This window comes from Nesterenkonia marinintestina (assembly GCF_025420485.1).
GTDB classification, from domain to species: domain Bacteria; phylum Actinomycetota; class Actinomycetes; order Actinomycetales; family Micrococcaceae; genus Nesterenkonia; species Nesterenkonia marinintestina.
Genome location: NZ_JAOEFD010000001.1, coordinates 140,554 through 165,518 on the forward strand (window position 1 = coordinate 140,554; position 24,965 = coordinate 165,518).

The 24,965-nt window shown below is 70.8% G+C and carries 20 protein-coding genes; 4 read left to right on the forward strand and 16 right to left on the reverse strand.

The window, feature by feature from the left end; all coding sequences use genetic code 11:
• Positions 1-27 precede the first annotated feature (27 nt).
• The 6 genes from N7E59_RS00585 to hrcA form a co-directional block, all read right to left on the reverse strand.
• Positions 28-1,425, reverse strand: coding sequence for a hemolysin family protein (locus tag N7E59_RS00585; RefSeq protein WP_261622966.1), 1,398 nt, complete (start codon positions 1,423-1,425; stop codon positions 28-30).
• Positions 1,422-1,967 carry an rRNA maturation RNase YbeY gene (ybeY, locus tag N7E59_RS00590; RefSeq protein ID WP_261622967.1) on the reverse strand — a complete coding sequence of 182 codons (546 nt, stop codon included), beginning with the start codon at positions 1,965-1,967 and terminating at the stop codon, positions 1,422-1,424. The genes N7E59_RS00585 and ybeY overlap by 4 nt, the downstream gene beginning before the upstream one ends.
• Positions 1,964-3,043 carry a PhoH family protein gene (locus N7E59_RS00595; RefSeq protein WP_261622968.1) on the reverse strand — a complete coding sequence of 360 codons (1,080 nt, stop codon included), beginning with the start codon at positions 3,041-3,043 and terminating at the stop codon, positions 1,964-1,966. Before N7E59_RS00595 ends, ybeY begins: the two co-directional genes overlap by 4 nt.
• Before the next feature lie 14 nt (positions 3,044-3,057).
• Positions 3,058-3,852, reverse strand: coding sequence for a 16S rRNA (uracil(1498)-N(3))-methyltransferase (locus N7E59_RS00600; protein ID WP_261622969.1), 795 nt, complete (start codon positions 3,850-3,852; stop codon positions 3,058-3,060).
• Positions 3,849-4,970, reverse strand: a complete 1,122-nt coding sequence (gene dnaJ, locus N7E59_RS00605) for a molecular chaperone DnaJ (RefSeq protein WP_261622970.1) — start codon at positions 4,968-4,970, stop codon at positions 3,849-3,851. Before dnaJ ends, N7E59_RS00600 begins: the two co-directional genes overlap by 4 nt.
• 95 nt (positions 4,971-5,065) lie before the next feature.
• Positions 5,066-6,091, reverse strand: a complete 1,026-nt coding sequence (hrcA, locus tag N7E59_RS00610) for a heat-inducible transcriptional repressor HrcA (protein ID WP_261622971.1) — start codon at positions 6,089-6,091, stop codon at positions 5,066-5,068.
• Between the two features lie 263 nt (positions 6,092-6,354).
• Between hrcA and N7E59_RS00615 the strand changes: the two genes are divergently transcribed.
• Complete coding sequence (locus tag N7E59_RS00615) at positions 6,355-7,182, forward strand: DUF3097 domain-containing protein (RefSeq protein WP_261623278.1); 828 nt, start codon at positions 6,355-6,357, stop codon at positions 7,180-7,182.
• Positions 7,183-7,392: 210 nt separating this feature from the next.
• Positions 7,393-7,827 (forward strand): DUF4870 domain-containing protein, encoded by a 435-nt coding sequence (locus N7E59_RS00620; RefSeq protein WP_261622972.1) that lies wholly within the window; start codon positions 7,393-7,395, stop codon positions 7,825-7,827.
• Between the two features lie 28 nt (positions 7,828-7,855).
• Here N7E59_RS00620 and hemW read toward each other — a convergent pair whose 3' ends face one another.
• The 7 genes from hemW to N7E59_RS00655 all read right to left on the reverse strand — a co-directional run bounded on the left by hemW (position 7,856) and on the right by N7E59_RS00655 (position 16,359).
• Positions 7,856-9,112 carry a radical SAM family heme chaperone HemW gene (gene hemW / locus N7E59_RS00625; RefSeq protein ID WP_261622973.1) on the reverse strand — a complete coding sequence of 419 codons (1,257 nt, stop codon included), beginning with the start codon at positions 9,110-9,112 and terminating at the stop codon, positions 7,856-7,858.
• Between the two features lie 4 nt (positions 9,113-9,116).
• On the reverse strand, positions 9,117-10,973 hold the full coding sequence (gene lepA / locus N7E59_RS00630) for a translation elongation factor 4 (RefSeq protein WP_261622974.1): 1,857 nt from the start codon (positions 10,971-10,973) through the stop codon (positions 9,117-9,119).
• A 118-nt stretch (positions 10,974-11,091) separates the two neighbouring features.
• The gene (gene rpsT, locus N7E59_RS00635; protein WP_261622975.1) at positions 11,092-11,352 is read right to left on the reverse strand and encodes a 30S ribosomal protein S20; all 261 of its coding nucleotides are present in this window, start codon (positions 11,350-11,352) and stop codon (positions 11,092-11,094) included.
• Positions 11,353-11,596: 244 nt separating this feature from the next.
• On the reverse strand, positions 11,597-12,619 hold the full coding sequence (gene holA, locus N7E59_RS00640; RefSeq protein ID WP_261622976.1) for a DNA polymerase III subunit delta: 1,023 nt from the start codon (positions 12,617-12,619) through the stop codon (positions 11,597-11,599).
• A gap of 26 nt (positions 12,620-12,645) precedes the next feature.
• A complete protein-coding gene (locus N7E59_RS00645) occupies positions 12,646-13,608 on the reverse strand; it encodes a MaoC family dehydratase (RefSeq protein WP_261622977.1) in 963 nt (320 codons plus the stop codon).
• Positions 13,609-13,702: 94 nt separating this feature from the next.
• A complete protein-coding gene (locus tag N7E59_RS00650) occupies positions 13,703-15,055 on the reverse strand; it encodes a 3-oxoacyl-ACP reductase (protein ID WP_261622978.1) in 1,353 nt (450 codons plus the stop codon).
• Positions 15,056-15,066: 11 nt separating this feature from the next.
• Complete coding sequence (locus tag N7E59_RS00655; RefSeq protein ID WP_261622979.1) at positions 15,067-16,359, reverse strand: acetyl-CoA C-acetyltransferase; 1,293 nt, start codon at positions 16,357-16,359, stop codon at positions 15,067-15,069.
• 158 nt (positions 16,360-16,517) lie between these two features.
• Between N7E59_RS00655 and N7E59_RS00660 the strand changes: the two genes are divergently transcribed.
• On the forward strand, positions 16,518-18,629 hold the full coding sequence (locus N7E59_RS00660) for an acyl-CoA dehydrogenase family protein (protein ID WP_261622980.1): 2,112 nt from the start codon (positions 16,518-16,520) through the stop codon (positions 18,627-18,629).
• Between the two features lie 47 nt (positions 18,630-18,676).
• Here the strand turns inward: N7E59_RS00660 and N7E59_RS00665 are convergent, their stop codons facing one another.
• Genes N7E59_RS00665 through N7E59_RS00675 form a run of 3 tightly spaced genes read right to left on the reverse strand, consistent with a single transcriptional unit; the run spans position 18,677 to position 22,133 of the window.
• A complete protein-coding gene (locus N7E59_RS00665; protein WP_261622981.1) occupies positions 18,677-19,525 on the reverse strand; it encodes a transglutaminase family protein in 849 nt (282 codons plus the stop codon).
• Complete coding sequence (locus N7E59_RS00670) at positions 19,525-20,460, reverse strand: alpha-E domain-containing protein (RefSeq protein ID WP_261622982.1); 936 nt, start codon at positions 20,458-20,460, stop codon at positions 19,525-19,527. Before N7E59_RS00670 ends, N7E59_RS00665 begins: the two co-directional genes overlap by 1 nt.
• Positions 20,454-22,133, reverse strand: a complete 1,680-nt coding sequence (locus N7E59_RS00675) for a circularly permuted type 2 ATP-grasp protein (protein ID WP_261622983.1) — start codon at positions 22,131-22,133, stop codon at positions 20,454-20,456. The genes N7E59_RS00670 and N7E59_RS00675 overlap by 7 nt, the downstream gene beginning before the upstream one ends.
• A gap of 103 nt (positions 22,134-22,236) precedes the next feature.
• Between N7E59_RS00675 and pepN the strand changes: the two genes are divergently transcribed.
• On the forward strand, positions 22,237-24,963 hold the full coding sequence (gene pepN, locus N7E59_RS00680; RefSeq protein ID WP_261622984.1) for an aminopeptidase N: 2,727 nt from the start codon (positions 22,237-22,239) through the stop codon (positions 24,961-24,963).
• Positions 24,964-24,965: the final 2 nt, after the last annotated feature.

The following is a 24,965-nucleotide window of genomic DNA, read 5'->3' on the forward strand; positions in this document are numbered from 1 at the left end:
ATCCCGAGGTGTGCTCTGCTCCGGTGCTCATCGTGCGCGGTCCTCCCCCGCCGTCGTCTCCTGCAGCGGCCTCTCGGCGTCGGCCGGAGCCTCCTCGTCCTCCGATGCGATCAGTCCCGTGCGCGCGCCGCGGTGCTCGTCGACCTCCCAGGCGAGGACGTGGCTGACCCTGTTCCGTCGTCCTTCGAGCCTGTCGGCCCGCAGCACCACACCCTGGATCTCCACCTCGGAGCCTGCGATGGGGACGCGTCCCAGGGACTTCGCCAGGAGGCCGCCGACGGTGTCGACCTCCTCCTCGTCGTCGAGGCGCAGGTCGTAGATCTCGGCGAAGTCGTCGACCGACATCCGGGCGGAGATCCGTCGACGTCCGTCCTCGAGGTCCTCGACGGGGACGTCCTCGGTGTCGTACTCGTCGACGATCTCGCCGACGATCTCCTCGATGAGGTCCTCCAGGGTGACCAGCCCGGCGGTGCCCCCGTACTCGTCGACCACCACGGCGACGTGTGTGGACTCCCGCTGCAGCTCGGAGAGCAGCTCGGAGACGGCCTTGGACTCGGGGACGAACCGCACGTCGCGCTGCAGCTCGTCGACGGGGATGTCGTCGGGGCTCCGCCCCTGGTGCTCATCGGGCGCCTCCCCCAGATAGAGACCGTGCTCCAGGAAGGCCACGTCCTTGAGGTAGACCATGCCGGTGACGTCGTCGGCGGAGTCGCCGACCACCGGCACCCGGGAGTAGCCCGAACGCAGGAACAGCTGCATGACCTCGGACATGGTGGTGCCCGCATCGACGGTGACCATATCGGTCCGGGGAACCATCACGGCGCGCACCCTGGTGGCCGAGAGGTCGAACACCGACTGGATCAGCTCCGCCTCGGCGTCCTCGATGATGTCGGTCTCGGACGCGCGGGCGACGAACTCGCGGAACTCGTCCTCGTCGTCGAAGAACCGATGGGCCGCACCCGAGGCTCCCGGGGCGATGCGCCGTCCCAGGTTCGGCAGCCAGCTCGGCAGCGGTCCCAGGATCAGCCGGAGGACGCGGACCAGCGATGATGTGGAGCGTGCGACGACGAGGTGGTGCTGGCGTCCGAGCCGGCGCGGGGAGACCACGGCCAGTCCCAGGCACAGCAGCGCCAGGGCTCCGACGACGACCAGTCCGGCGGCCGGGAGGCTCTCGAGCCCGCGGACCGCGGCCAGCGTCAGCAGCACCACTGCGGCCACGGTGCACAGGGCGCGCCAGATCTGCAGGGCCACGGTGTGGGTCTCGGGCTCGCGCAGGATCTTCGTCACCGCGGAGGCGGTGCGGTCGGCGGAGATCTCCTCGGCCTCGCGGCGACCCAGGCGCATGAATGCGGCCTCGGCCAGGGAGAGCACGGCCGCGGCGACGGCGCTCAGCGCGGCGCCCACGATCAGCAGCGTCAGGGTCATCGGCGGGCTCCGCCCTCTGAGTCGGTCGGAGCGCCGGCCGGGCCCGCCTCCGGCGGTGCACCGGCCTCGGTGGGCCGAGGCGCGGGCCGGCCCAGGAACTCCTCGAGGAGGGCCGTCTGCAGTGCGAACATCTCGGCCCGCTCCTCGGGGGTCGCGTGGTCGTGGCCCAGCAGGTGCAGGACGCCGTGGACGGCCAGCAGGGCGAGCTCGTCGTCGAGCCCGTGGCCGGCCGCATCGGCCTGACGTGCGGCGACCTCGGGGCTGATCACCACATCGCCGAGGACTCCCCCGTCGACCGGTCGCTCCGCGGTGCCCGGGGCGAGCTCGTCCATGGGGAAGCTCATGACGTCGGTGGTGCCGGAAAGGTCCATCCAGTCGAGGTGGAGCCGCTCCATGGCGTCGTCGTCGATCAGGGTGACGTCCAGCCGGACGGAGCGGTCCAGGTGGAGGCTGTCGAAGAGGAACGCCGTCAGGTCCTCCAACCGACTCAGGTGCTCGCCGGTCACCCGGGACGACCCGGAGGCGTCGGAGACGGTGATCATCCGCGGGTCTCCCGTCGGGCCGGCTGGGCCGCCCGGTGCGCCTCATAGGCGTCGACGATCCGCCCCACCAGCGCGTGACGGACCACGTCCTCGCTGCCCAGTCGGGAGATGGTGATGTCGTCGACGCCTTCGAGGATCCCCAGCACCGTGCGCAGCCCCGAGTCGGTGCCCCGCGGCAGGTCCACCTGGGTGATGTCGCCGGTGACCACGATCTTCGAGCCGAAGCCCAGACGGGTCAGGAACATCTTCATCTGTTCGGCGGTGGTGTTCTGCGCCTCGTCGAGGATGATGAACGAGTCGTTGAGCGTGCGTCCGCGCATATACGCCAGCGGGGCGACCTCGATGATCCCGGACTCCATGAGTCGCGGGATCGAGTCCGGGTCGATCATGTCGTGCAGCGCGTCGTAGAGGGGCCTGAGGTACGGGTCGATCTTCTCGTTGAGGCTGCCGGGCAGGAATCCGAGCCGTTCCCCGGCCTCCACCGCCGGCCGGGTGAGGATGATCCGGTTGACCTCTTTGGCCTGCAGTGCCTGCACGGCCTTGGCCATGGCCAGGTAGGTCTTGCCGGTGCCGGCGGGGCCGATGCCGAACACCACGGTGGACTCGTCGATGGCCTCGACGTACTCCTGCTGGTTCGCGGTCTTCGGACGGATGGTGCGCCCGCGATGGCTGAGGACGTTGGTCGTGACCATCTTCGCCGAGGCGCCGGCGCGGTCGGCGCGCACCATGGAGACGACCTGTTCGACCAGGTCCTCGTCGACGGTCGTCCCGGAGGCGGCCAGCGACTTCAGCTGGTCGAGCACCTCCACGATCCGCAGCACGTCGGCCTCGGAGCCGACCACGGTGAGGCGCTGGTCCCGCAGTCCCAGCGAGACGGCCGGCCAGACGCCCTGGAGGATCCTCACGGCGAGGTCCCGGGGCCCGAGGGTGCGGAACATGGCGTCGGAGTCGGGGAATCCGACGCTGCGTTCGATGCTGCCGAGTCGGGCGGCCGCAGCTCCGGCGGCGACCCCGCTGCGCTGGTCGGTCCGCGTGGTGGGACCCTGTTCTGGTTCCTGGTGAGGAGGCTGAGTCATCTCAGTGGATCAGTCTACCGCCCGGGCACGGTGCCGACGTCCCAGCGGCCCAGCAGGATCTGGACGGCGGCGAGCGCGGCGGGACCGGCGGTGGAGGTGCGCAGCACGTGGGGCCCCAGCAGCATGGGGACGGCTCCGGCCCGACGCAGCCGGTCGAGCTCCTCCTCGGAGACCCCGCCTTCGGGTCCGACGATCAGCATCAGCCGCCGCGGGCCGTCCCCTTCGGCGACGCCGAGGGACTCCAGGACCTGGCCCGGGCCCCGGTCGGCCTGCTCGTGGAGCACCGCCGCGGCGGTCCCGTCCACGTCGAGACGGTCCTGGATCAGCGCCCGGGTGCTGTGCAGCGCCTCGACCGGGGGGAGACCGGTGCGGCGGCTCTGCTTCGCGGCGGTGCGGACCGTGTTCTCCCACTCCGCGTGCTTCTTCGCCTCGCGCCCGCTCGGCCACCGGGCGACCGAGCGCGCGGCGCTCCAGGGGATGATGCGGTCCGCTCCGAGCTCCACGGCGGTCTCGACGGCCTGGAGGTCCCGACGGTCCTTCGCCAGGGCCTGCACGAGGACCAGCTCCGGGTGCGGTCGTCGATGTTCCTCCACGGACCGCACCTCGACCTCGAGTCCGCCGTCGACGAGACCGGACACCACCCCTGAGACACGGATCCGTCCGGTGTCGCTGAGGTCGATCCGCTCCCCCGGGCTGAGCCGCATCACCGTGGCCGCGTGGTGGCCCTCGTCGCCGTCGAGGGTCAGCCGGACCCCGACGGCGGCCAGGTCCAGACTCCCCGGAGGGAGGTGGAACAGCGGCGCCGTCACAGGGCGTCCCAGCGCTCCCGCAGTCTGGAGAAGACTCCGCGATGCTCGGTCCGACCCGGCAGCTGCTCCTCGCCGCGGACTTCGGCGAGCTGACGCAGCAGGTCGCGCTCGACGTCGGTGAGCTTGGAAGGGGTCTCGACCTTCAGGTGGACCTTCAGCGCTCCCCGTCCCGAGCCGCGCAGGTGGGTGACCCCGCGATCACGCACGGTGAGGACCTCCCCGGACTGGGTGCCGGAGTCCACGGTCAGCTCCTCGGTGCCGTCGAAGGACTCGAGGGACACCGAGGTGCCCAGGGCCGCCGCCGTCATCGGCAGCGTCACCGTCGCGTGGAGGTCGTCGCCGCGGCGGGTGAAGACCTCGTGGGCCCGGACGTCGACCTCGACGAAGAGGTCGCCGCTCGGACCGCCGGCCGGTCCGGCCTCGCCCTCGCCGGCCAGATGGATGCGGTTGCCCTTGTCGACCCCGGCGGGGATCTTCACCTTCAGGCTGCGGCGCTCGCGCACCCGTCCCTGACCGTCGCACTCCTGGCAGGGGTCCTCGATGACGGAGCCGAAGCCGGAGCATCGGCCGCACGCCTCGGTCTGGAGGACGGTGCCGAGGATCGAACGCATGGGGCGCTGGATGTGCCCCTGGCCGTGGCAGTCCCCGCAGGTGGCCGGCGCAGTGCCGCGGCGCGTGCAGGAGCCCTCACAGACGGTGCAGGTCACCGCGGTCTCGACCTCGATCTCCTTGGTGGTGCCGAACACCGCGTCGCGCAGGTCGATCCGGACGCGGATCAGCGAGTCCTGCCCGCGGCGCGTCCGGGAGGCCGGACCGCCGGCACCGCCTCCGAAGAACGTCTCGAAGATGTCGGAGAAGCCGCCGAAGCCGCCCTGCCCGAATCCGGCGCCGCCGAAGCCGGCCCGGCCGTTCGGGTCACCCGTGGTGTCATAGTTGCGTCGCTTCTCCGGGTCGGAGAGCACCTCATAGGCCTGGCCGAGGATCTTGAACCGTTCGGCGGCCTCCTCGGACGGGTTGACGTCCGGGTGCAGCCTGCGGGCCTGCCTGCGGTAGGCCTTCTTGATCTCGTCGGCCGACGCGTCCCGGCCCACGCCGAGCGCCTCGTAGTAGTCAGTCACCGTTCACCCTTCGATGATGGTCGTCTCGATGATGGTCGTCTCGATGATGGTCGTCTTCGTGCGGACGAGCGACCGTCCGATCACCCGGAGGATGATCAGCCGTCGTCCAGGATCTTGGACAGGTAGCGGGCCATGGCCCGCACCGCGGACATCGTGGTCGTGTAGTCCATCCGGGTGGGGCCCACGACGCCGAGCTTCGCACTGTCCCCGCCCTGCCGGGGGCCGTACTCCGCGGCCACGACCGAGGTCTCGAGCAGCGAGTCGTGCCGATGCTCCGACCCGATGAGGACCGACAGACCGCGGCGGTCCTCCTGCATCTCGGTGAGCAGCCGCAGCAGCACCACCTGCTCCTCGAGAGCTTCGAGGATGGGCCCGATGGCGGGTCCGAAGTCGCCTCCGGACCTGGCGAGGTTAGCAGTACCGGCCATGATGATGCGATCCACGCGGCCCGCCTCGAGGATGGATTCCACAGCGTGGACCACCAGGGCCGCCGCTGCGCGGAGGTCCGGGCTGACCGTCTCGAGGAGGTCCTGGACCGGCAGCGGCAGCGCCGTCGCGGAGCGGTCCGCCAACGAGGCCAGCAGCCGCATACCGACCGCGTGCAGGGAGTCCTCCTCCACCGGTTCGGGGAGGGTGACCATCCGCTGCTCGACCTTTCCCGAGGAGAGGATGACCACCACGAGGGCGCGGTGGGCGGACATCGACAGCACCTCGAGGTGCCGAATCCGAGCCCGGGAATGCTGCGGGTGCTGCAGCACGGCGACCTGATTGGTGAGCATCGCCAGCAGCCGGACCGTCTGCTCGAGCATGGCGTCGTGGTCGTCCGCGTTCTCCAGCAGCACGTCCATCGCCCGCCGTTCGGCCCTGCTCAGCGGACGGACGTCGCTGACCCGATCGACGAAGAGTCGGTAGCCGAGGTCCGTGGGGATGCGGCCGGCCGAGGTGTGCGGCGCCGCGATGAGCCCCTCCGCCTCGAGCTGGGCCATGTCGTTTCTGATGGTGGCCGGAGACACCTCGAGGTTGTGCCGTTCGACCAGAGCCTTCGAGCCGACCGGCTCACGGGTCTGGACGAAGTCCTCGACGATCGCCCGCAGGACCTGCAGGCGGCGCGTCTCAGACATGCTGCACTCCCTCCTCATCCGTCCGGGCACCTCGCCGTCCGTCGCACGCAGCGCATGACACAGCACGACGCTGCACGGCGCTGCACGGCGCGGGACTTCACGGCAGATGTCGAGTCTACCGTCGAATCCCATGCGGCCCCCTCGGACCGCCGGGTCCGACGCCGGCGGTTCTCCCAGAGCGGACGCGACGACGGTGCTAGGCTCCCCGGACTGTGACGCCCCCTCAGTTCCCCACCGACTGGTCCTCCTGGGGTCCCAGCCCCATGGAGGACCGTCGTCGTGCGCAGCGCCGTCAGGTGACGAGGACCCCGGCGGAGCGGGGTCTCGTCGTGGAGGAGACGGCCAGCGGCTGGGTCGGCGCGGTCCTCGGCGTGGAGGCCTCGGGCGGAATGCTCGTCGTCCGCCTGGAGGATCGTCGCGGACGCGTCCGCGCGTTCCCGATGGGGCACGGCTTCCTCTGCGGCGGAGACCCCGTGGAGCTCATCGCTCCGACTGCTCGGACCGCCGGCCCCTCGTCTCCCCGCCGCACGGCATCCGGCTCGCTGGCGGTCGACGGCGCCCGGGCCCGCACGGCGCGCGCCTCACGCATCTGGGTGGAGGGCCTCCACGACGCGGAGCTCGTCGAGAAGGTCTGGGGCGAAGATCTCAGCCTGGAGGGTGTGGTGGTCGAGCCGCTCCACGGCGCAGACGACCTCTCCGGAGCCCTCGAGGAGTTCGCCCCCTCGCCGCAGCGCCGTGTCGGGGTGCTCCTCGACCATCTCGTCCCCGGCTCGAAGGAGTCCCGGATCGCGGAACAGGCCATGCGCTCGCCCGGCGCCCGCGGCAACGTCCTCGTGCTGGGCCACCCCTACGTCGACGTCTGGCAGGCGGTCCGTCCGCACCGGGTCGGCCTCGACGCATGGCCGCCGATCCCCCGCGGCACGGACATCAAGGTCGGCACCCTGCAGGCGCTGGGATGGCCCCACCGCACGCGCGCCGACGTCGCGCAGGGCTGGAGACGGATCCTGGGCACCGTCCGCACCTATGCCGATCTGGAGCCTGCGCTGCTCGGTCGGGTCGAAGAGCTCATCGACTTCGTCACCGGCTCGTGAGCGTCGGGCACGAGCTGACACGAGCTGACACGAGCTGACACGCTCCGACACAGGGTGACATCAGGGCTGACATGAGGCGAAGCGGCGCCGCGATTCGCTAGAGTTGGACGATGGGTGTGACCTCGCACCTGCTCCGCAGCACCCGCATCGCAGCAACACCACGACAGCACCCGCGGCACATCAGCAGCCCAGACCCAGACCGGAGGATCCGTGGCGCAGTCCGAAGACCCCTCGGCAGGCAGGCCCCCTCGTCAGCGGCCCGACCGCAGCAGCTCGGAGCACCTTCAGGGCTCCTCGTCGGAGGCCCTCCCCCTCACGCCCGCCGAGGACCGCCGCTGGGCCACGCTGGCCCACTTCGGCGGCCTGATGGGCTGCGTGCCCTCCCTGATCATCTTCCTGATCTTCCGCGACCGCGGCCCGTTCACCGCCCAGGAGTCCAAGGAGGCGCTGAACTTCACGCTGCCCCTGACCGTCCTGCTGCTGGCCAGCTACATCCTCGCCCTGATCCCGGCCATCGGGTGGATCTTCGGCCTGACCGCAGTGCTGATCTGGATCATCCTCGCCGTCTCGGGACTCATCGCCGGCATCGAATGCAACAAGGGCCGCCCCTACCGCTACCGCTTCAATCTGCGGCTGATCCACTGAGCACGGCCGCACCGTCGTGCGGCACGGCTCAGAATCCGGCGAGCCGCCTGGTCACCGCGTCGGCCAGGAGCCTGCCGCGCAGGGTCAGCACCACGCGCCCGGCCTCCAGGGCCCCGGCCTCCGCCAGCCCGTCGTCCACCAGGGCCCGCAGCTCCGACTCCGCCAGCCGTCCGGCGCCGGGGAGCTCCCGATGGGCCTCGACGTCCAGCCCGTCGGCGATCCGCAGCCCGAGCATCAGATGTTCCAGAGCGGCGGCCTCCGCATCAGGGACCTCACGCCCGTGTCCGGGACTCAGGTCAGCGCTCAGCCGCTGGGCGTAGGCCGCCGGGTGCTTCACGTTCCACCAGCGCACTCCGGCCACGTGGGAGTGCGCCCCGGGACCGGCGCCCCACCAGTCGGTGTCGGTCCAGTAGTGCATGTTGTGGCGAGAGCGGGTGTGCTCCCCGGTCGAGTGGTTCGAGACCTCGTACCAGCGGTAGCCCGCACGACCCAGGAGAGCATCGGTCATCAGGTACTTCTCGGCCTGGTCGTCCGGGTCGACGTCGGGCAGCTCCCCACGACGGACCTTCGCCGCCATCGCCGTGCCCTCCTCGACGATGAGGGAGTATGCCGAGACGTGGTCGGGGGCCAGATCCACCACCGTCTCCAGGGTGTGCCGCCACTGCTCGAGGGACTCCCCCGGAGCTCCCGAGATGACGTCCAGACTCACCTGCATCCCGGCCGCGCGGACGGCGTCCACCGCACGTGACACGTTCGCCGGGTCATGGGTGCGATCCAGCGTCGTCAGGACCTCGGGGACTGCGGACTGCATACCGATGCTGACCCGGGTGAATCCGGCCTCGGCCAGGACGGCCGCAGACTCGGGGTCCAGGGTGTCAGGATTGGCCTCGGTGGTGACCTCGGCATCGGGCTCCACCCCGAAGAGGTCGCGCGCCGCACCCAGGATGCGGGCCAGGTCTTCGGCCGGCAGCAGCGTCGGGGTCCCGCCGCCGAAGAACACCGTGGACAGCGCGCGTCCGACGTCACCGGCCTCCGTGAGGACCCGTCGCGCCAGGCGGAGCTCCGAGATCAGCGTGTCGGGATAGGAGACGCGCGAGGCGCCGGGGCCGAGGTCCTCGGCGGTGTAGGTGTTGAAGTCGCAGTACCCACAGCGCACCGAGCAGAACGGGATGTGCACGTAGAGGCCCAGCGGCCGATTCCGACGGCCCGGCAGCCGAGCGGCCGCGGCCGACGGGAGGGATCCGTCCGCGGGGACCGGGTCCCCGACCGGCAGTGCGGAGGGCACGGGGCTACTTCTTGCCCTTCTCCGCGGCCGGCTCGTCCGAGGACAGGGCCGCGATGAAGGCCTCCTGGGGGACTTCGACGGTGCCGACCATCTTCATCCGCTTCTTGCCCTCCTTCTGCTTCTCCAGCAGCTTGCGCTTACGGCTGATGTCGCCGCCGTAGCACTTGGAGAGGACGTCCTTGCGGATCGCTCGGATGTTCTCACGGGCGATGATGCGCGAACCGATGGCGGCCTGGACCGGAACCTCGAACTGCTGACGCGGAATGAGGTCCTTGAGCCGTCCGGCCATCTTCACCCCGTAGGAGTAGGCGTGGTCGCGATGGGTGATCGCCGAGAAGGCGTCGACCTTGTCGCCCTGCAGCAGGATGTCCACCTTCACCAGATCGGCGGCCTGGTCTCCGGTGCCCTGCCAGTTCAGCGAGGCGTACCCCTTGGTCCGTGACTTCAGGTTGTCGAAGAAGTCGAAGACGATCTCTGCCAGCGGAAGGCGGTAGCGGATCTCCACCCGCTCCTCGGAGAGGTAGTCCATCCCCTGCATGTCCCCGCGCCTCGACTGGCACAGCTCCATCACGGGACCGACGTACTCGGCCGGGACGATGATCGTGGCGTCGACGATGGGCTCACGGATCTCGGAGAGCTTGCCCTCGGGGAACTCGCTCGGGTTCGTCACCGTATGGACCTCGCCGTCCTCGGCGGTGACCTCGTAGATCACGTTGGGCGCGGTGGAGATGAGGTCGAGGTTGTTCTCGGCTTCGAGACGTTGGCGGGTGATCTCCAGATGCAGCAGACCCAGGAAGCCCACACGGAATCCGAAGCCGAGGGCGGCCGAGGTCTCCGGCTCGAAGCTGAGGGCGGCGTCGTTGAGCTGAAGCTTCTCCAAGGCCTCGCGCAGCACCGGAAAGTCCGACCCGTCGATCGGGAAGAGACCCGAATAGACCATCGGCCGCGGCTCCTGGTAGCCCCCGATCTCCTGATCCGCCGGCCGGTTCAGGAGGGTGACGGTGTCGCCGACCTTCGACTGGCGCACGTCCTTGACGCCGGTGATCAGATAGCCGACCTCTCCGACCCCGAGTCCCGCGGTGGGCTCCGGCTCCGGAGAGGACACGCCGATCTCCAGCAGCTCGTGGTGGGCGCCGGTCGACATCATGCGGATCTTCTCGCGGTGGCGGAGCTTGCCGTCCATCACCCGGACGAAGGTCACCACGCCGCGGTAGGTGTCGTAGACGGAGTCGAAGATCATCGCCCGCGGCGGCACGTCGGCCTCGCCCTCCGGAGCGGGGATCTCGGCGACGATCCGGTCGAGGACGGCCTCGACGCCCTCACCGGTCTTCCCGGAGACGCGGAGCACGTCGTCCGGGTCGCCGCCGATCAGGTGGGCGATCTCCGCGGCGTACTTGTCGGGCATCGCCGCGGGCAGATCGATCTTGTTCAGCACCGGGATGATGGCGAGGTCGTGCTCCATGGCCAGATACAGGTTGGCCAGGGTCTGAGCTTCGATCCCCTGCGCCGCGTCGACCAGGAGCAGCGCCCCCTCGCAGGCGGCCAGGGAGCGGGAGACCTCGTAGGAGAAGTCGACGTGCCCCGGGGTGTCGATCATGTGGAATGCATAGGACCGGCCCTCGTACTCCCACGGCATCCGCACCGCCTGGGACTTGATGGTGATGCCGCGCTCCCGCTCGATGTCCATCCGGTCGAGATACTGATTCTTCATCTCGCGCGGCTCGACGACTCCGGTGAGCTGGAGCATGCGGTCGGCGAGGGTGGACTTCCCGTGGTCGATGTGGGCGATGATGCAGAAGTTGCGGATCGCCGAGGGATCGGTGTCGGCAGGCACCAGGGGGGTGCGGGCCTTGGGAGACACGGGTACGGACCGTCCTTCGCTCGATGGTCGGGCCCGTCGGGGTCGGGCCGGGGTCGGATGTGCGTAAGGCCCCGCGCCGTCGTCGGGACGGGCGGGGCCTTGCGGGGTCAGTCCTCGCTCAGAGGGCGTTGACCCGGGCCGCGAGGCGGGACTTGCGGTTGGCCGCCTGGTTCCTGTGGATGACGCCCTTGGACACGGCCTTGTCGAGCATGCGGGAGGCGTAGCGGTGGGCCACCACAGCCTCGTCCTTGTCGCCGGCGGCGACGGCGTTGCGGACCTTCTTGACCGCGGTCTTCAGCTGAGTCTTGACCGCCTGGTTGCGCTGGCGCGCCTTCTCATTGGTGATGACGCGCTTCTTCTGGGACTTGATGTTTGCCACGGGGACTCCTTCTGTCTCGTGTCACTTCTCTGGTCAGGGTCTCCCCTGAGCGCGGCAGAAGACAGACTTCAGAGGCGTGGGGTTGCCATGGCGAATGCACGGACGCCGTTCGGCCGGAGGGGACCTCGACGTCGTGCAAGAGAGCTCTCTGCCGCTCGGCCCGCGGAACTGTGCCGCGGGCACGACCCTCCATGCTACCAGAGGAACGTCGGGCGGGGGTCCATCGGCTCCCGGGCCGCGTCGGTCAGCGCCCGGCCGCCGCCGCGACGACGCCCAGGGCGCGTTCGACGGCGAACTCCGGGGTGCGCGAGGCGCCCTTCGCCTCGGCATCAGCTCGGGCGACCGCCTCCAGCGCACCGGCCGCCCGCTGCGGCTGCCACCGTCTCGCCGTCTCCGCCGCCTGCCGCAGCTGCCAGGGCGGCGCCCCCAGCACGGCGGCCAGCGAGTCGGGACTCCCCCGATGGTCGGAGAGCGCTGCGATCTGGCGTCCCTTCCGCGCCAGAGCCGCCGTCACCCAGATGGGTGAGACGCCCGTCGCCAGGGCATGCCGGTACAGACGCACGGCGGCGTCGGCACGACCCTCGAACGCCGCGTCGGCCACCTTGAAGGCGGTCGCCTCCACGCGGCCGCCGTGGTAGGTGTCGACGTGCTCCTCGGTGATCTCCCCGGGCACGTCGCGCAGCAGCTGTCGCAGGGCGCCGCCCAGGTCTGAGAGGGTGCCGCCGGCCGCGGCGAGCAGCGCCCTGGCCGCGTCGGGCCGCATGTCGCGCCCGGCCGCTCGGATCTCGCGGCGGAGGAAGTCCATCTTCTCGGCGTCGCTCTTCACCGCGGCGCAGTCGACCACGACGGCGCGGCCGGTCAGAGCGTCCAGCAGCTTCTTGCCGCGGTTCCCGCCGGTGTGCCGGAAGACCACCGTGACGCCCTCGGAGGAGTCCTCGAGGAACGCCAGGGCGTCGTTCAGCAGGGCGTCGGTGGTCTGCGCCAGGTCCTCGACCACGATCAGCCGATCCTCGCCGAACAGCGACGGCGAGGCGAGGGTCGGCAGCTCACCGGCGGCGGCCTGGGCGGCGTCGAGGCGCGTGTACTCCAGATCCGGGGTCCGCTCCCGCAGGGCCGACCTGATCCTGTCGACGGCGCGGGACGCGACGTAGTCCTCAGGTCCCCTGAGGAGCATCAGCGGGGCGGGCTCCACCGTGCGGAAGTCTTCGCCGACCGGAGCCCCGCGACCGCTCCCGCGTCCTCCGCGCCGCTGTGACTGTGCCGCCATGGGCACCATCCTACGGTCTGCCGCGCTCAGTCCGTCCCGACGGTCCCCAGGCTGAGGCGGCCTGTGAAGTGCGGGCGACCGGACTTGGGCGACCAGCCGGCGAACTCCGTCGCTCCGGGGCCCGCCGGACGCGCGGAGAACACGACGGCGGAGGGCAGCTTCACCGGCGCGGCGAAGCTGATGGACCACCGATGTCCGGCCTCCTCAGGCTCACGGCCTTCGAGCATCCGGGCCGCGGAGTACATCCCGTGGACGATCGCCCGAGGCATGCCCAGCGCCTTCGCCGTCGGGGCCGAGAGGTGGATGGGGTTGTAGTCCCCGGAGACCTTGGCGTAGCGACGGCCGACGTCTGCGCCCAGACGCCACAGCGCGGTCTTGCTCGGCGGGGCGAAGTCCGAGGCCGACGGAGCGGAGCCCCGTCCGGCGGACTCCGACCCGCCGTCGGCGGCACCCTCGGAGTCGGTCAGGCGGACGGCCCGCGACATGTAGGTCGAGACGCCGCGCCAGAGGACCTCTGCAGACTCCGAGGTCGGATCGGCGGAGTCGTCGAGCACTTCGGTGACCACGTCGAACTGCGCGCCCCGGCGGTGCGGCCGCAGCCCTTCGGCTCCGACCCGGATCTGGACGGGCTCATCCACGGTCAGGGGCCTGCGGTGGTCGACCTCGTTGTGCAGATGGACCATTCCCATCAGCGGCAGCGGGAAGTCCTCGGACCCCAGCAGCCCCATCTGGACGGGGAACCCCATGGTGTGCACGAACACCGACGGCAGCGACCGCCGGTGGGTGCCGTCGAAGGCCTCTCCCCCGAGCAGCCGCCGATAGGCCTCGACATCGGACCGATCGGCGCCGGGGTGGCGTGCCACCACGCGACGCTCGGGCAGCGCCGCGGTGGCTCCGCGGCCGCGCAGCCGGTCCAGGGCGGCGTCCGCCGCGGCGCGGCGGTACACGGCCCCGAGGCGGGGCATCTCGATCGCAGCGGTCGTCCTCACGTGTTCCTCCTGGTCGTCAGCGGTCTCGTCGTCAGCGGTCTCGTCGTGGTCGTCGTGGTCGTCGTGGTCGACCGTGCCGTCGGCGGTCGGAGCCTCAGGCCCCGACCAGGTTCTGACCGCACACCCGCAGGGTGAGTCCCGAGGTCCCACCGGCCGACGGGGAGGCCAGGAACGCGATGGTCTCGGCGACGTCGACCGGCAGTCCTCCCTGGTTCAGCGAACTGAGCCGACGGGCCACCTGCCGGGTGATCGGCGGGATCTTGGCGGTCATCTCCGTCTCGATGAAGCCCGGAGCCACAGCGTTGATGGTCCCGTGCCGGGATCCGAGCAGGTCCTGGGAGGCGGAGACCATGCCCATGACTCCGGCCTTGGAGGCCGCATAGTTGCTCTGACCGCGGTTGCCGGCGATGCCGGAGGTCGAGGCCAGCGAGACGATGCGCGGGCCGTGGTCGAAGAGCTCGGAGGCCAGCAGAGCACGGTTGATGCGCAGCTGAGACTCGATGTTCACGGCGATGACGGAGTCCCAGCGGTCCGGCGTCATGTTCGCCAGCAGCTTGTCCCGGGTGATCCCCGCATTATGGACAACGATGTCGAGCCGACCGTGGTGCTGGGCCGCGTGGGCCACGAGGCGTTCGCCGGCATCCTGGACTGTGACGTCGAGCTGCAGGGCCGTGCCCCGCACGCGGTTGGCCGTGGCCGCCAGCTGCTCCCCTGCGGCCGGGACGTCGACGGCGATGATCTCCGCGCCGTCACGACGCAGGACCTCGGTGATCGCCGCGCCGATGCCGCGGGCGGCTCCGGTGACCACCGCGACCTGTCCGGCCAGCGGACGGTCCCAGCCCTCGGCGCGTCGCGGCAGCTCGCCGTTGACCGTGTCCACGGTGAGGAACTGACCGGAGACGTAGGCCGAGCGCCCGGAGAGGAGGAAGCGCAGGGCTCCCGCCACGCCCGGCGCGTCGGCGTCGAGGTCCTCGGCGAGCTGGATTCCGTTGGCGGTCGCACCGCGGCGCATCTCGTGGGCCAGTGAGCGGGTGAGTCCCTCCACTCCCTGCCGGGCGGCGCGCGCGGCGGGGTCCGACGTGGCCCCCGGCCGACGGGACACGGTGATGACGCGCCCGGACGGGCCGACCTGCCTGAGCAGCCCGGAGAGCTCCATCACCGGTGCCGAGAGGTCGCCGGGGGCGGCGACGTCGTCGAAGCAGGCGACCACGGCGGCGATCCGTTCGCCGGGGTCCGGGTGGCGCCGGACGTCGAGGCCCCAGCCGAGCAGGACCTCTCCGATCCGGTCGGCCACGGTGGAGCGGCCCACCAGGGCCACCGGCCCGTCGATGACCGGGGCTCCCGGGCGGTGGCGGCGCAGCCTGCTCGGCTGCGGAAGGCCCAGGGCGCCGGAGATGCGGCGCCCCAGCGGAGTGTTGACGAGTTCGGTGTAGGTGTCGCGTGCCATCGTCGGTGGGTTCACCGTCCTTCCACGATCGCAGTGATGCCCTGGCCGCCCGCGGCGCAGACGGAGATGAAGCCCAGCTTTCCGGGCCGGCCGTGGAGCATCTTGGCCAGCGAGGCGACCACACGACCGCCGGTGGCCGCGAAGGGGTGGCCGGCGGCGAGCGAGGAGCCGTTGACGTTGAGCCGGGCGGGATCGATGCGTCCCAGGGGACGGTCCAGGCCCAGCTTGTTCCGGCAGAAGTCGGCGTCCTCCCAGGCCCGCATCTGGGCGAGCACGGTGGAGGCGAACGCCTCATGGATCTCGAAGTGCTCGAAGTCCTCGAAGGTCAGGCCGTTGCGCGCGAGCATCCGTGCCGCGGCGTAGGCGGGGGCCATGAGCAGACCCTCAGCACCGTCGACGAAGTCCACGGCGGCCAGCTCGTAGTCCACGAAGTTCGCCAGCTTGGGCAGGTCGTGCTCGTCGGCCCACTCCTCCGAGCCCAGCAGGACCGTCGAGGCGCCGTCGGTGAGCGCCGTGGAGTTGGCCGCGGTCATGGTCGCCTCGTCGCCCAGGTCGCGACCGAAGACCGGCTTGAGCCGCGCGAGCTTCTCTGCGGTGGTGTCGGGGCGCATGATCGTGTCCCGCTGGACGCCGCGGAACGGAGTGATCAGGTCGTCGAAGAATCCGCGGTCGTAGGCGGCCGCGAGGTTCTGGTGCGAGGCCGCGGCCAGCTCGTCCTGCTCCCCCCGCGTGATCCCCCACGCGTGGGCGGTGATCGCCATGTGGTCGCCCATGGAGAGTCCGGTGCGCGGCTCGGCGACGCCGGGGGCCTGCGGGGCCAGGTGGCCGGGCCGGATCTTGGCCAGCGCCTTCAGCCGCGCGCCGGTGGTCTTGGCCCGGTTGGCCTCCATCAGGATGGAGCGCAGCCCGTCGGTCACCACGATCGGAGCGTCGGAGATGGTGTCGACGCCGCCGCCGACCGCGGAGTCGATGCGGCCCATCCGGATCTTGTCCGCCAGCGATCCGATGGCCTCCATGCCGGTGGCGCAGGCCATCTGCACGTCGTATGCGGGCGTGTGGGGGTCCAGCGGCGAGCCGAGGACCGACTCCCGCATGAGGTTGAAGTTCTTCGAGTGCTTCTGCACCGCGCCGCCGGCGACGGCTCCGAGACGCTGCTCCTGCAGGCCGAAGCGGGCCACGAGGCCGTTCAGCGCCGAGGTGAACATGTCTTGGTTGGAGACGTCGGTGTAGGCGGTGTGCGCCTTGGCGAAGGGGATGCGGTTGCCGCCGACGATGACGGCGTCGCGAGCGTTGGCCTGAGCCATGGGGACCCTCCTGTGGGCGGTCTCGGGATGGGCCACGACGGAGCGTCGTGGATTTATTACTCGTCAGTACCTTAGACTAGCTGTGGCTGCGGTCACTGTCATCCTGACAGGCCGCAGCAGTCCGTCGGAACGCCCCAGGAACTGAAGGAGCGCAGGCCATGAGCCAGTCCACCGCACCGCTGAGCACCGACCCCCGGCCTGACCTCGACGCCGACGACGTCCCCCCGAGGATCGACGCCCCGGACGTCGCCGTCCTCGAGGAGCTGCTCCTCGGCCGTTGGGCCGAGGACCGCAGGGCCTCGCGGAAGCTGGCCGGCCAGGAGAGGTTCCACAAGATCGAGGGCATGAGCAGGGACGACCACCGCGAGAGGGTGCTCGGTCAGCTCTTCGACCTCGTCGCCGAGGGTGCCGTCCACCGCGCCTTCCCGGAGGAGTTCGGCGGCCGCGACAACCACGGCGGCAACATCGCCGCCTTCGAGGAGCTCGTCACCGCAGACCCCTCGCTGCAGATCAAGTCCGGAGTCCAGTGGGGCCTCTTCGGATCGGCCGTCCTGCACCTGGGCACCGAGGAGCACCACCGCCGGTTCCTCCCGGGCATCCTGGACCTCTCCGTCCCCGGTGCGTTCGCGATGACCGAGATCGGCCACGGCTCCGACGTCGCCTCGTTGGGCACCACGGCGACCTATGACCCGGAGGCCGAGGAGTTCGTGGTCCACACGCCCTTCGAAGCGGCCACCAAGCGATACCTCGGCAATGCGGCGCTGCACGGCAGGGACGCCGTCGTCTTCGCCCAGCTGATCACCCGCGGTGTCAACCACGGCGTCCACGCCTTCTACGTGCACCTGCGCGACGACCGGGGCGAACCCCTCCCCGGAATCACGGTCGGCGACGACGGCCAGAAGGGCGGGCTCAACGGCATCGACAACGGCCGACTCGCGTTCGACCGCATCCGCATCCCGCGGACGCATCTGCTCGACCGCTACGGCGCCGTCGCCGTCGACGGCACCTACTCCTCCCCCATCGAGTCTCCGGGCCGCCGCTTCTTCACCATGATCGGCACGCTGGTCCAGGGTCGCGTCTCCCTGACCGGGGCCGCCGTGGCCGCATCGAAGGTGGGGCTCTACGGCGCGATCACCTACGGCAACCAGCGTCGCCAGTTCAACGCCTCCTCCCCGATCGAGGAGGAGGTCCTCATGGACTACCAGCTGCACCAGCGGCGCCTGCTGCCGCGGCTGGCGACCACCGTGGCGCTCAACTTCGCCCATGAGGAGCTGCTGGCCAAGTTCGACGACGTGTTCTCCGGCGCCGACGACAGCGACGAGAACCGGCAGGAGCTCGAGACTCTGGCGGCCGCCCTGAAGCCCACCGCCACCCATCACGCTCTGGACGTGCTGCAGGAGTGCCGCGAAGCCTGCGGCGGGGCCGGGTACATCTCCGAGAACAGGTTCACCTCGCTGTACGCCGACCTCGACATCTATGTGACCTTCGAAGGCGACAACAACGTGCTGCTGCAGCTGGTCGCCAAGCGCCTGCTGCAGGACTACGCCGCCGAGTTCAAGGACGCCGACTTCGGCGTGCTCTCCCGCTACGTGGCCTCGCAGGCCCAGTCCACGGTGATGCACCGCTTCGGGCTGCGGCGGGCGCTGCAGTCGGTCCAGGACACCGGGGACGAGCGCCGCAGCGCCAACTGGTTCAAGCAGGCCGACGTCCAGCGGGAGCTGCTGGCCGAGCGGGTCCGGCAGTCGGTCGCCGACGTCGCCGGTGAGCTGCGCAGCGCGGCGAAGCTCCCCCAGGCGGAGCAGGCCCGCGTGTTCAACCGCCACCAGGCGGAGCTGATCGACGCCGCCCGAGCCCACGCCGACCTTCTGGTCTGGGAAGCCTTCGACGACGGGCTCTCGAAGGTCGAGCACGAGGGTACCCGTGAGACGCTGACCCGCCTGCGGGACCTCTACGCCCTGACCCGCATCGAGGACAGCCTCGACTGGTACCTGCTTCACGGGCGGATCTCGGTGCAGCGCGCCAGGACGCTGAGTCCGTACATCAATCGGCTGCTGGAGCGGCTGCGTCCGCACGCCCAGGATCTCGTCGAAGCGTTCGGATACACCCAGGACGAGCACGTGCGCATGGAGGTCTCCTCCGGTGCGGAGGCGCGCCGACAGGACGAGGCCTCCGAGTACCACCGGAAGCTGCGCGCCTCCTCCGAGGGTCCCGTCGACGAGAAGGTGCTGCAGCGACGGGCGGCGAAGCAGCGACGCGGCGCCCGACGCTGAGGAGGCGGTCGGCGCCGGCCCCGGCGTGTTGGCCCCGACGCGCCGGGTCAGGCGTGCCGGGTCACCTTGACCTCGGCGGTGAGCTGGGCCCGGCTCCCCGAGCCGGCCAGGATGCCCTTGAACGGCGTCACGTCGGCGTAGTCCCGCCCCCGACCCACGATGACGTGGTGGTCGGTGGCGGGGGTGTGGTTCGTCGGGTCCCAGCTGTGCCACCGGCCGTCCCACCACTCCAGCCAGGCGTGGGACTCGCCGCTGACCGTGGCGCCGAGCTCGGCCTGCGGGCGGGGATGGATGTACCCGGACACGTAGCGGGCCGGGATGCCCAGGCTCCGCAGCGCCCCGATCCCGAGGTGGGAGAGGTCCTGGCAGACGCCGCGGCGCTCGGCGAAGGCCGCCTCGGCGCTGTGATGGACGCCCGTGGCACCGCGCTCGTAGGTCATCTGCTCGCGCAGCCATTCGAACACCCCCGCCGTCGCCTCGGCGGGGGTCCTGCCGCTCAGGATCTCTGCGGCGGCCCCCCGGACCTCGTCGCCGGGCTCGGAGAGCCGGGTCTGCGGCAGATAGTCGCTGAAGCGGTCCACCACCTCCGGTGAGGCCAGGGCTTCGATGTCGAGGGAACCCTCGGCGTCGTCCTCGCGGCGCGAGACCTCGACCACGGAGGTGGCCACCACTTCGAGGTGGGCATGTGGGACGTGCAGATCGAAGGTGTGCACCTGAGTGCCCCAGTAGTCCCGGTGCACCTCGACGGCCGGCGGATGGGGGTCGATCCGCAGCGAGGACTCGAGCACCTTCTGCTCGGCGTCCGAACGCGGAGTCATGCGCGCCTCGCTGTAGGTGACGGACACCGCGGGGTCGTAGGTGTAGCGGGTGCGGTGCTCCACAGAGATCCGAGTCATCAGATGAGCTCTCCTGTCCAGGCCTGGGCCACGTCGTGGGAGAAGTACTTCGAAGTGATCGCGTCGGAGGCCTCCGCGCAGGCGGAGCGCACCCTGTCGAGGTGCTCCGGCAGCTCGCCGAGCAGATCCTCGGTGTGGTGGAACTCCAGGAAGGAGCGGGCCTGGCCGATGATCCGCAGCGAGGCGTCCATGTGTCCCAGTCGGCTGGGCACCGGGTCCAGGGAGATCAGCGACTTCTCAGCCCCGCGCAGCGAGGAGACGATGGAGCGGGGGAACAGGCCGTCCAGGAGGAGGAACTCCGCGGCGCTCGACTCGTCGAAGCCGGCCGGCCGGCTGCGCAGGAAGGACTCGTAGGCGCCGGCGCAGCGCAGCATGTTGGCCCAGGAGAGTCGGAAGGACTGCTCGTCGCCGGTGGCGAGCATCCGCGCGGTCATGTCCGCGCGCTCCAGGCACCGGCCCAGGGAGAGGAACTGCCAGGAGTCGTCGCGGCTCATAGTGGAGTCGGCCATGCCGCGCACCGTCGCGGTGCGCTCGACCACCCAGGTGCAGAGCCGGTAGGTGCCCACGACGTCCTGACGGTGGCCGCTGAGCCCGTTCCACGTGGTGTTCAGGGCCTCCCACACCGATGAGGAGACGGTCTCCCGCGCCCGTCGGGCATTCTCCCGCGCGGCGCCCAGGCTGCCGGCGATGGAGCTGGTCCGGCCGCGGTCGAACGCCAGACGGTGCAGCACTTCGCGCAGCCCGTCACCCTCGTCGCGGTCCTCCTCAGGGTCCGCCCCCATCACGGCCATGAGGTTGTCGGAGACGGTGGCGCGCTCCTCGGCCGTCAGCTGGTTCAGCCGCTCCAGGTGGACGTCGAGGATGCGGGCCGTCCCGTCGGCCCGCTCGACGTAGCGGCCGATCCAGAAGAGCGATTCGGCGATGCGGCTCAGCATGTCGGGGATCCTCCTGCGGCGTCGTCGGTGGTGGGGGCGTGCCGCCGGTCAGGCGCATCGGGCCCAGACGGTCCCGACGGCGCCTCGGAGAGGCCCTGCTGCTGCTGTTCGTCGTGGGGGTCGGGTCCCCGGTCCACGCTCTGGTAGGCCGAAGGCCACACGCGCGGCACCGTGCTGACCGGCCGCGGAGTCCACGGCACCGCGGACTGCGGCTCCGTGCCGTCGTCGGGGTCGCCGGCCAGCACCCAGGTGTCCTTGGACCCGCCGCCCTGCGAGGAGTTGACCACGAGGCTGCCCTCCTCCAGAGCCACGCGGGTGAGTCCGCCGGGGAGCACCCAGACGTCGTCGCCGTCGTTGACCGCGAAGGGCCGCAGGTCGACGTGGCGCGGACCGATCGCCGAGTCCGAGAGCGTGGGGACTGTCGAGAGCTGGAGGACCGGCTGGGCGATCCATCCTCGCGGGTCCTCCGTCACCCGGGCGCGCAGCTCGTCCAGCTCCTCCCGACTGGCCTGCGGGCCGATGACCAGGCCCTTGCCTCCGGAGCCGTCGACCGGCTTCAGCACGAGCTCGTCGAGACGGTCCATGACCTCCTCGCGCGCCTCAGCCTCCTCGAGCCGGAAGGTGTCCACGTTGGGGATGATCGGCTCCTCCCCCAGGTAGTACCGGATGATGTCCGGGACATAGGTGTAGACGAGCTTGTCGTCGGCCACACCGTTGCCCAGCGCGTTGGCGATCGTCACATGACCGGCGCGGGCGGCGTTGACCAGGCCCGGCACTCCGAGCATGGAGTCGGCACGGAACTGGAGCGGGTCGAGGAAGTCGTCGTCGAGGCGCTTGTAGATGACGTCGACGCGCTGCTCGCCCTCCGTGGTGCGCATGTAGACGCGGTTGCCCCGACAGACCAGGTCCCGACCCTCCACCAGCTCCACGCCCATAAGGCCTGCCAGCAGGGTGTGCTCGAAGTAGGCCGAGTTGAACACCCCGGGCGTCAGCACCACGACGGTGGGATCGTGCACACCGTCCGGGGCGGTGCGGCGCAGCGCGGAGAGGAGCCGGCGCGGATACTCCTCGACCGGTCGGATCGCCGTGCCGGAGAAGACCTCGGGCAGACCCTTGGCGATGGCGGTCCGGTTCTCCAGCACGTAGCTGACCCCGGAGGGGACGCGGACGTTGTCCTCCAGCACGCGGAAGTTCCCGGCGTCGTCGCGCACCAGGTCGATCCCCGAGATGTGCACGCGCACGCCGGCAGGGGTGGAGAAGCCGTGGACCTCCCGGTGGAAGTGTGCCGAGGAGGTGATCAGCGTGCGCGGGACCACCCCGTCGCGCACGACCTCCATCCGACCGTAGACGTCGTTGAGGAAGGCCTCCAGCGCGCGGACCCGCTGGGCCACGCCGACCGAGAGCGTGCTCCATTCACGGTCGGGGATGACCCGGGGCACGATGTCCAGGGGCCAGGCCCGCTCCTCGCCGGCGAAGTCGAAGGTGACCCCGCGGTCGAGGAAGCTGCGCGCCATGGTCTCCACGCGGGCCTCCACGTCGGACACGCTGAGCGTGGAGAGCACGTCGTCCACCCGGCGGTAGTCCTCACGCAGAGTCCCCTCACGGGTGAACATCTCGTCATAGGCCGTGGACCGCGCCATCCCGGCCGGATAGTCAGCGAAGAGATCTCCCATGGCTTCACCTTTCCATGTCCGCCGAACGATGTCATGTGGGCCGGCGCGCCGTCGGCAGCGTGTCGCACCGACGGTTTGATCCCGACGCAGGACCGCGGCTTGAATGAGCATCATGGTCACCGACGCACACCCCGCCGCAGAGCACGGCCCGCCCCCGTTCCCCCGCGCCGACGAGGAGAACCTCAGCCGTGACGAGGCCGCCGAGCGCTCCGCCCACCTGACCGTCCACGACTACGAGGCCGAGATCGACCTCTCGGGGGCCGCCGGGGCCGAGGCGCGGACCTACCCGGTGAGGGTGCGGATCCGCTTCGCCTCCGCCCGGCCCGGGGACTCCACGTTCCTGGACCATCTGGGAGAGGGCGTCGACTCCCTGGTCCTCAACGGCCGACCCCTGGACCTCGCCGAGCACGTGGGCTCCGCCCGGATCCTGCTGCCGGACCTGCAGGAGGAGAACGTCGTGGAGGTGCGGGTGCGATCCCGGTTCTCACGCTCCGGGGAGGGGATGCACCGGTTCGTCGACCCGTCGGACGGTCGGGTGTACCTCTATACGCAGTATGAGCCCGCGGACTGCCGTCGGGTCCTGCCCGTCTTCGAGCAGCCCGACCTGAAGGCCCGATTCCGCTTCTCCCTGATCGGCCCCGCCTCCTGGGAGCTGCGGTCCAACGGTGCCGAGAGCTCCCGCGAGGAGGTGCCTGGGACCGCGGCCGGCCTCGACGAGCCGCTGGTGCGCGTCCGATTCGCCGAGACCGAGCGGATGTCTACCTACATCACCGCCCTGTTGGCCGGGCCCTACCACCGAGTCGACGGGGTCTGGTCCGGCCGGGCGACGTCGGAGGCCCCCGCACGGCCGATCGACCTCGCGGTGCTCTGCCGCGCCTCCATGGCTCCGCACCTCGACGATGAGGAGATCCTCCGCCTCACCTGCGCAGGACTCGACCTCTTCCACGACGAGTTCGACGTGCCCTACCCCTGGGGCAAGTACGACCAGGTCTTCGTCCCGGAGTACAACCTCGGCGCGATGGAGAACCCCGGTCTGGTCACCTTCACCGAGGCCTACGTCTTCGACGCGGTGCCCACCGACGCCCAGCGGGAGACCCGCGCCAACACCCTGATGCACGAGATGGCGCACATGTGGTTCGGGGACCTGGTGACCATGCGCTGGTGGGACGACCTCTGGCTGAAGGAGTCCTTCGCCGACTACATGGGGTCCCTGGCCGTCGACGAGGCCACCTCCTGGGACACCTCCTGGATCAGCTTCGCCAACGCCCGCAAGGCGTGGGCCTACGTCCAGGATCAGCTGCCGACGACGCACCCCATCGTCGCCGACATCACCGACCTCGAGGCCGCCGACCAGAACTTCGACGGGATCACCTACGCCAAGGGCGCCTCGGTGCTCAAGCAGCTCGCCGCCTTCGTCGGACGGGATGCGTTCCGGGAGGCGGCGCGCCGCTACTTCCGGCGCCACGCCTTCGCCAACGCCTCCCTCGACGACTTCCTCGAGGTGCTCGAGGAGGTCTCCGGACGGGACATGCGTGCCTGGTCACGCGCCTGGCTGCAGACCGCCGGGGTGCCGGTGCTCGCGGCGGAGGTCGAGGACTCCGACCGGGGCCGCCGGGTGGTGGTGCACCAGCGGGGGACCGACCCGGCCACCGGTGAGGAGGTCGCCCGCCCCCACCTCGTCGAAGTCGGAGTCCATCTCCTCGACGAGCGGACCGGGACCCTTCGGCGCGCCGACTCGGTGCGCCAGACCCTCGACGCCGAGGCTGAGGGCGGACGCACCGTGGTCGAGGGTCTCACCGCACCCGAGGCCGAGGCGGTCCGGCTGATCCTGCCCGATGAGCAGGACCTCACCTACGCCAAGCTCAGCCTCGACCCCGAGTCGGTCGCGGCGGTCCTCCGCCACCCGGTCGAGGACCCGCTGGCGCGCGCCACGGTCTGGGCCGCCGTGTGGTCCATGGTCCGGGACGGCGAGCTGCCCGCCCGGGAGTTCGTCGAGGCCGTGACGACGCTGGGGCTGCGGATCGACGAGATCGTGGTGGTGCAGTCCCTGCTCCGTCAGGCCGACGCCGCGGTCGAGCGGTTCGCGCCCGTCGAGGAGCGTCGGGAGCTGACCGATCGGCTGGCGTCCCGACTCGCCGAGTTCATCACGGAGGTCGACGGCGGGGACCGACAGCGGGCGGCAGCACGCACACTGGCCTCCCTGTCACGCCGCACCGACTCCCAGCTGGACCTGCTGGGCGTGCTCCTGGACGGGGACGGCCCCTCCTCCGGGGTCACCGGACTCGAGGTCGACGACGAGCTGCGGTGGGCCTTCCTCCAGGCCTTCGCCGTGCACGGGCGGGTCGACGCCCGCCAACTCGACGCCGACCTGTCACGTCGCACCACCGCCCGGACCAGGATCGCCCATCGGCTGGCCCTGGCCGCCCGCCCTGAACGGCGCGTCAAGGATGACGCCTTCGAGCAGGCGGTCAGCGGCACCGACGCCGAGGGCGAGGAGCTCTCCAACGACCACCTCACCGCCGTGGTGGACGGGTTCCGTTGCGGTCCGCCCGAGCTCACCGCCGCCTACGACGAGGACTACTTCACCGTCCTGCGGGACGTATGGGATCGGATGAGTCAGGGGCAGGCCACCCGCGTGGTCGACGGACTGTTCCCGCTCGCCCAGGACCTCCCCGCAGGCACCGATCCCGTCGACCACCCCGTGGCCCGGCGCACCGCCCGATGGCTGGAGGAGCACCACGACGCCCCGGCTGCGCTTCGTCGGCTGCTGATCGAGTCCGAGGACGCCCTGCTGCGGAGCCTGCGGGCCCAGCGGGCCGCCCGGGGCTGAGA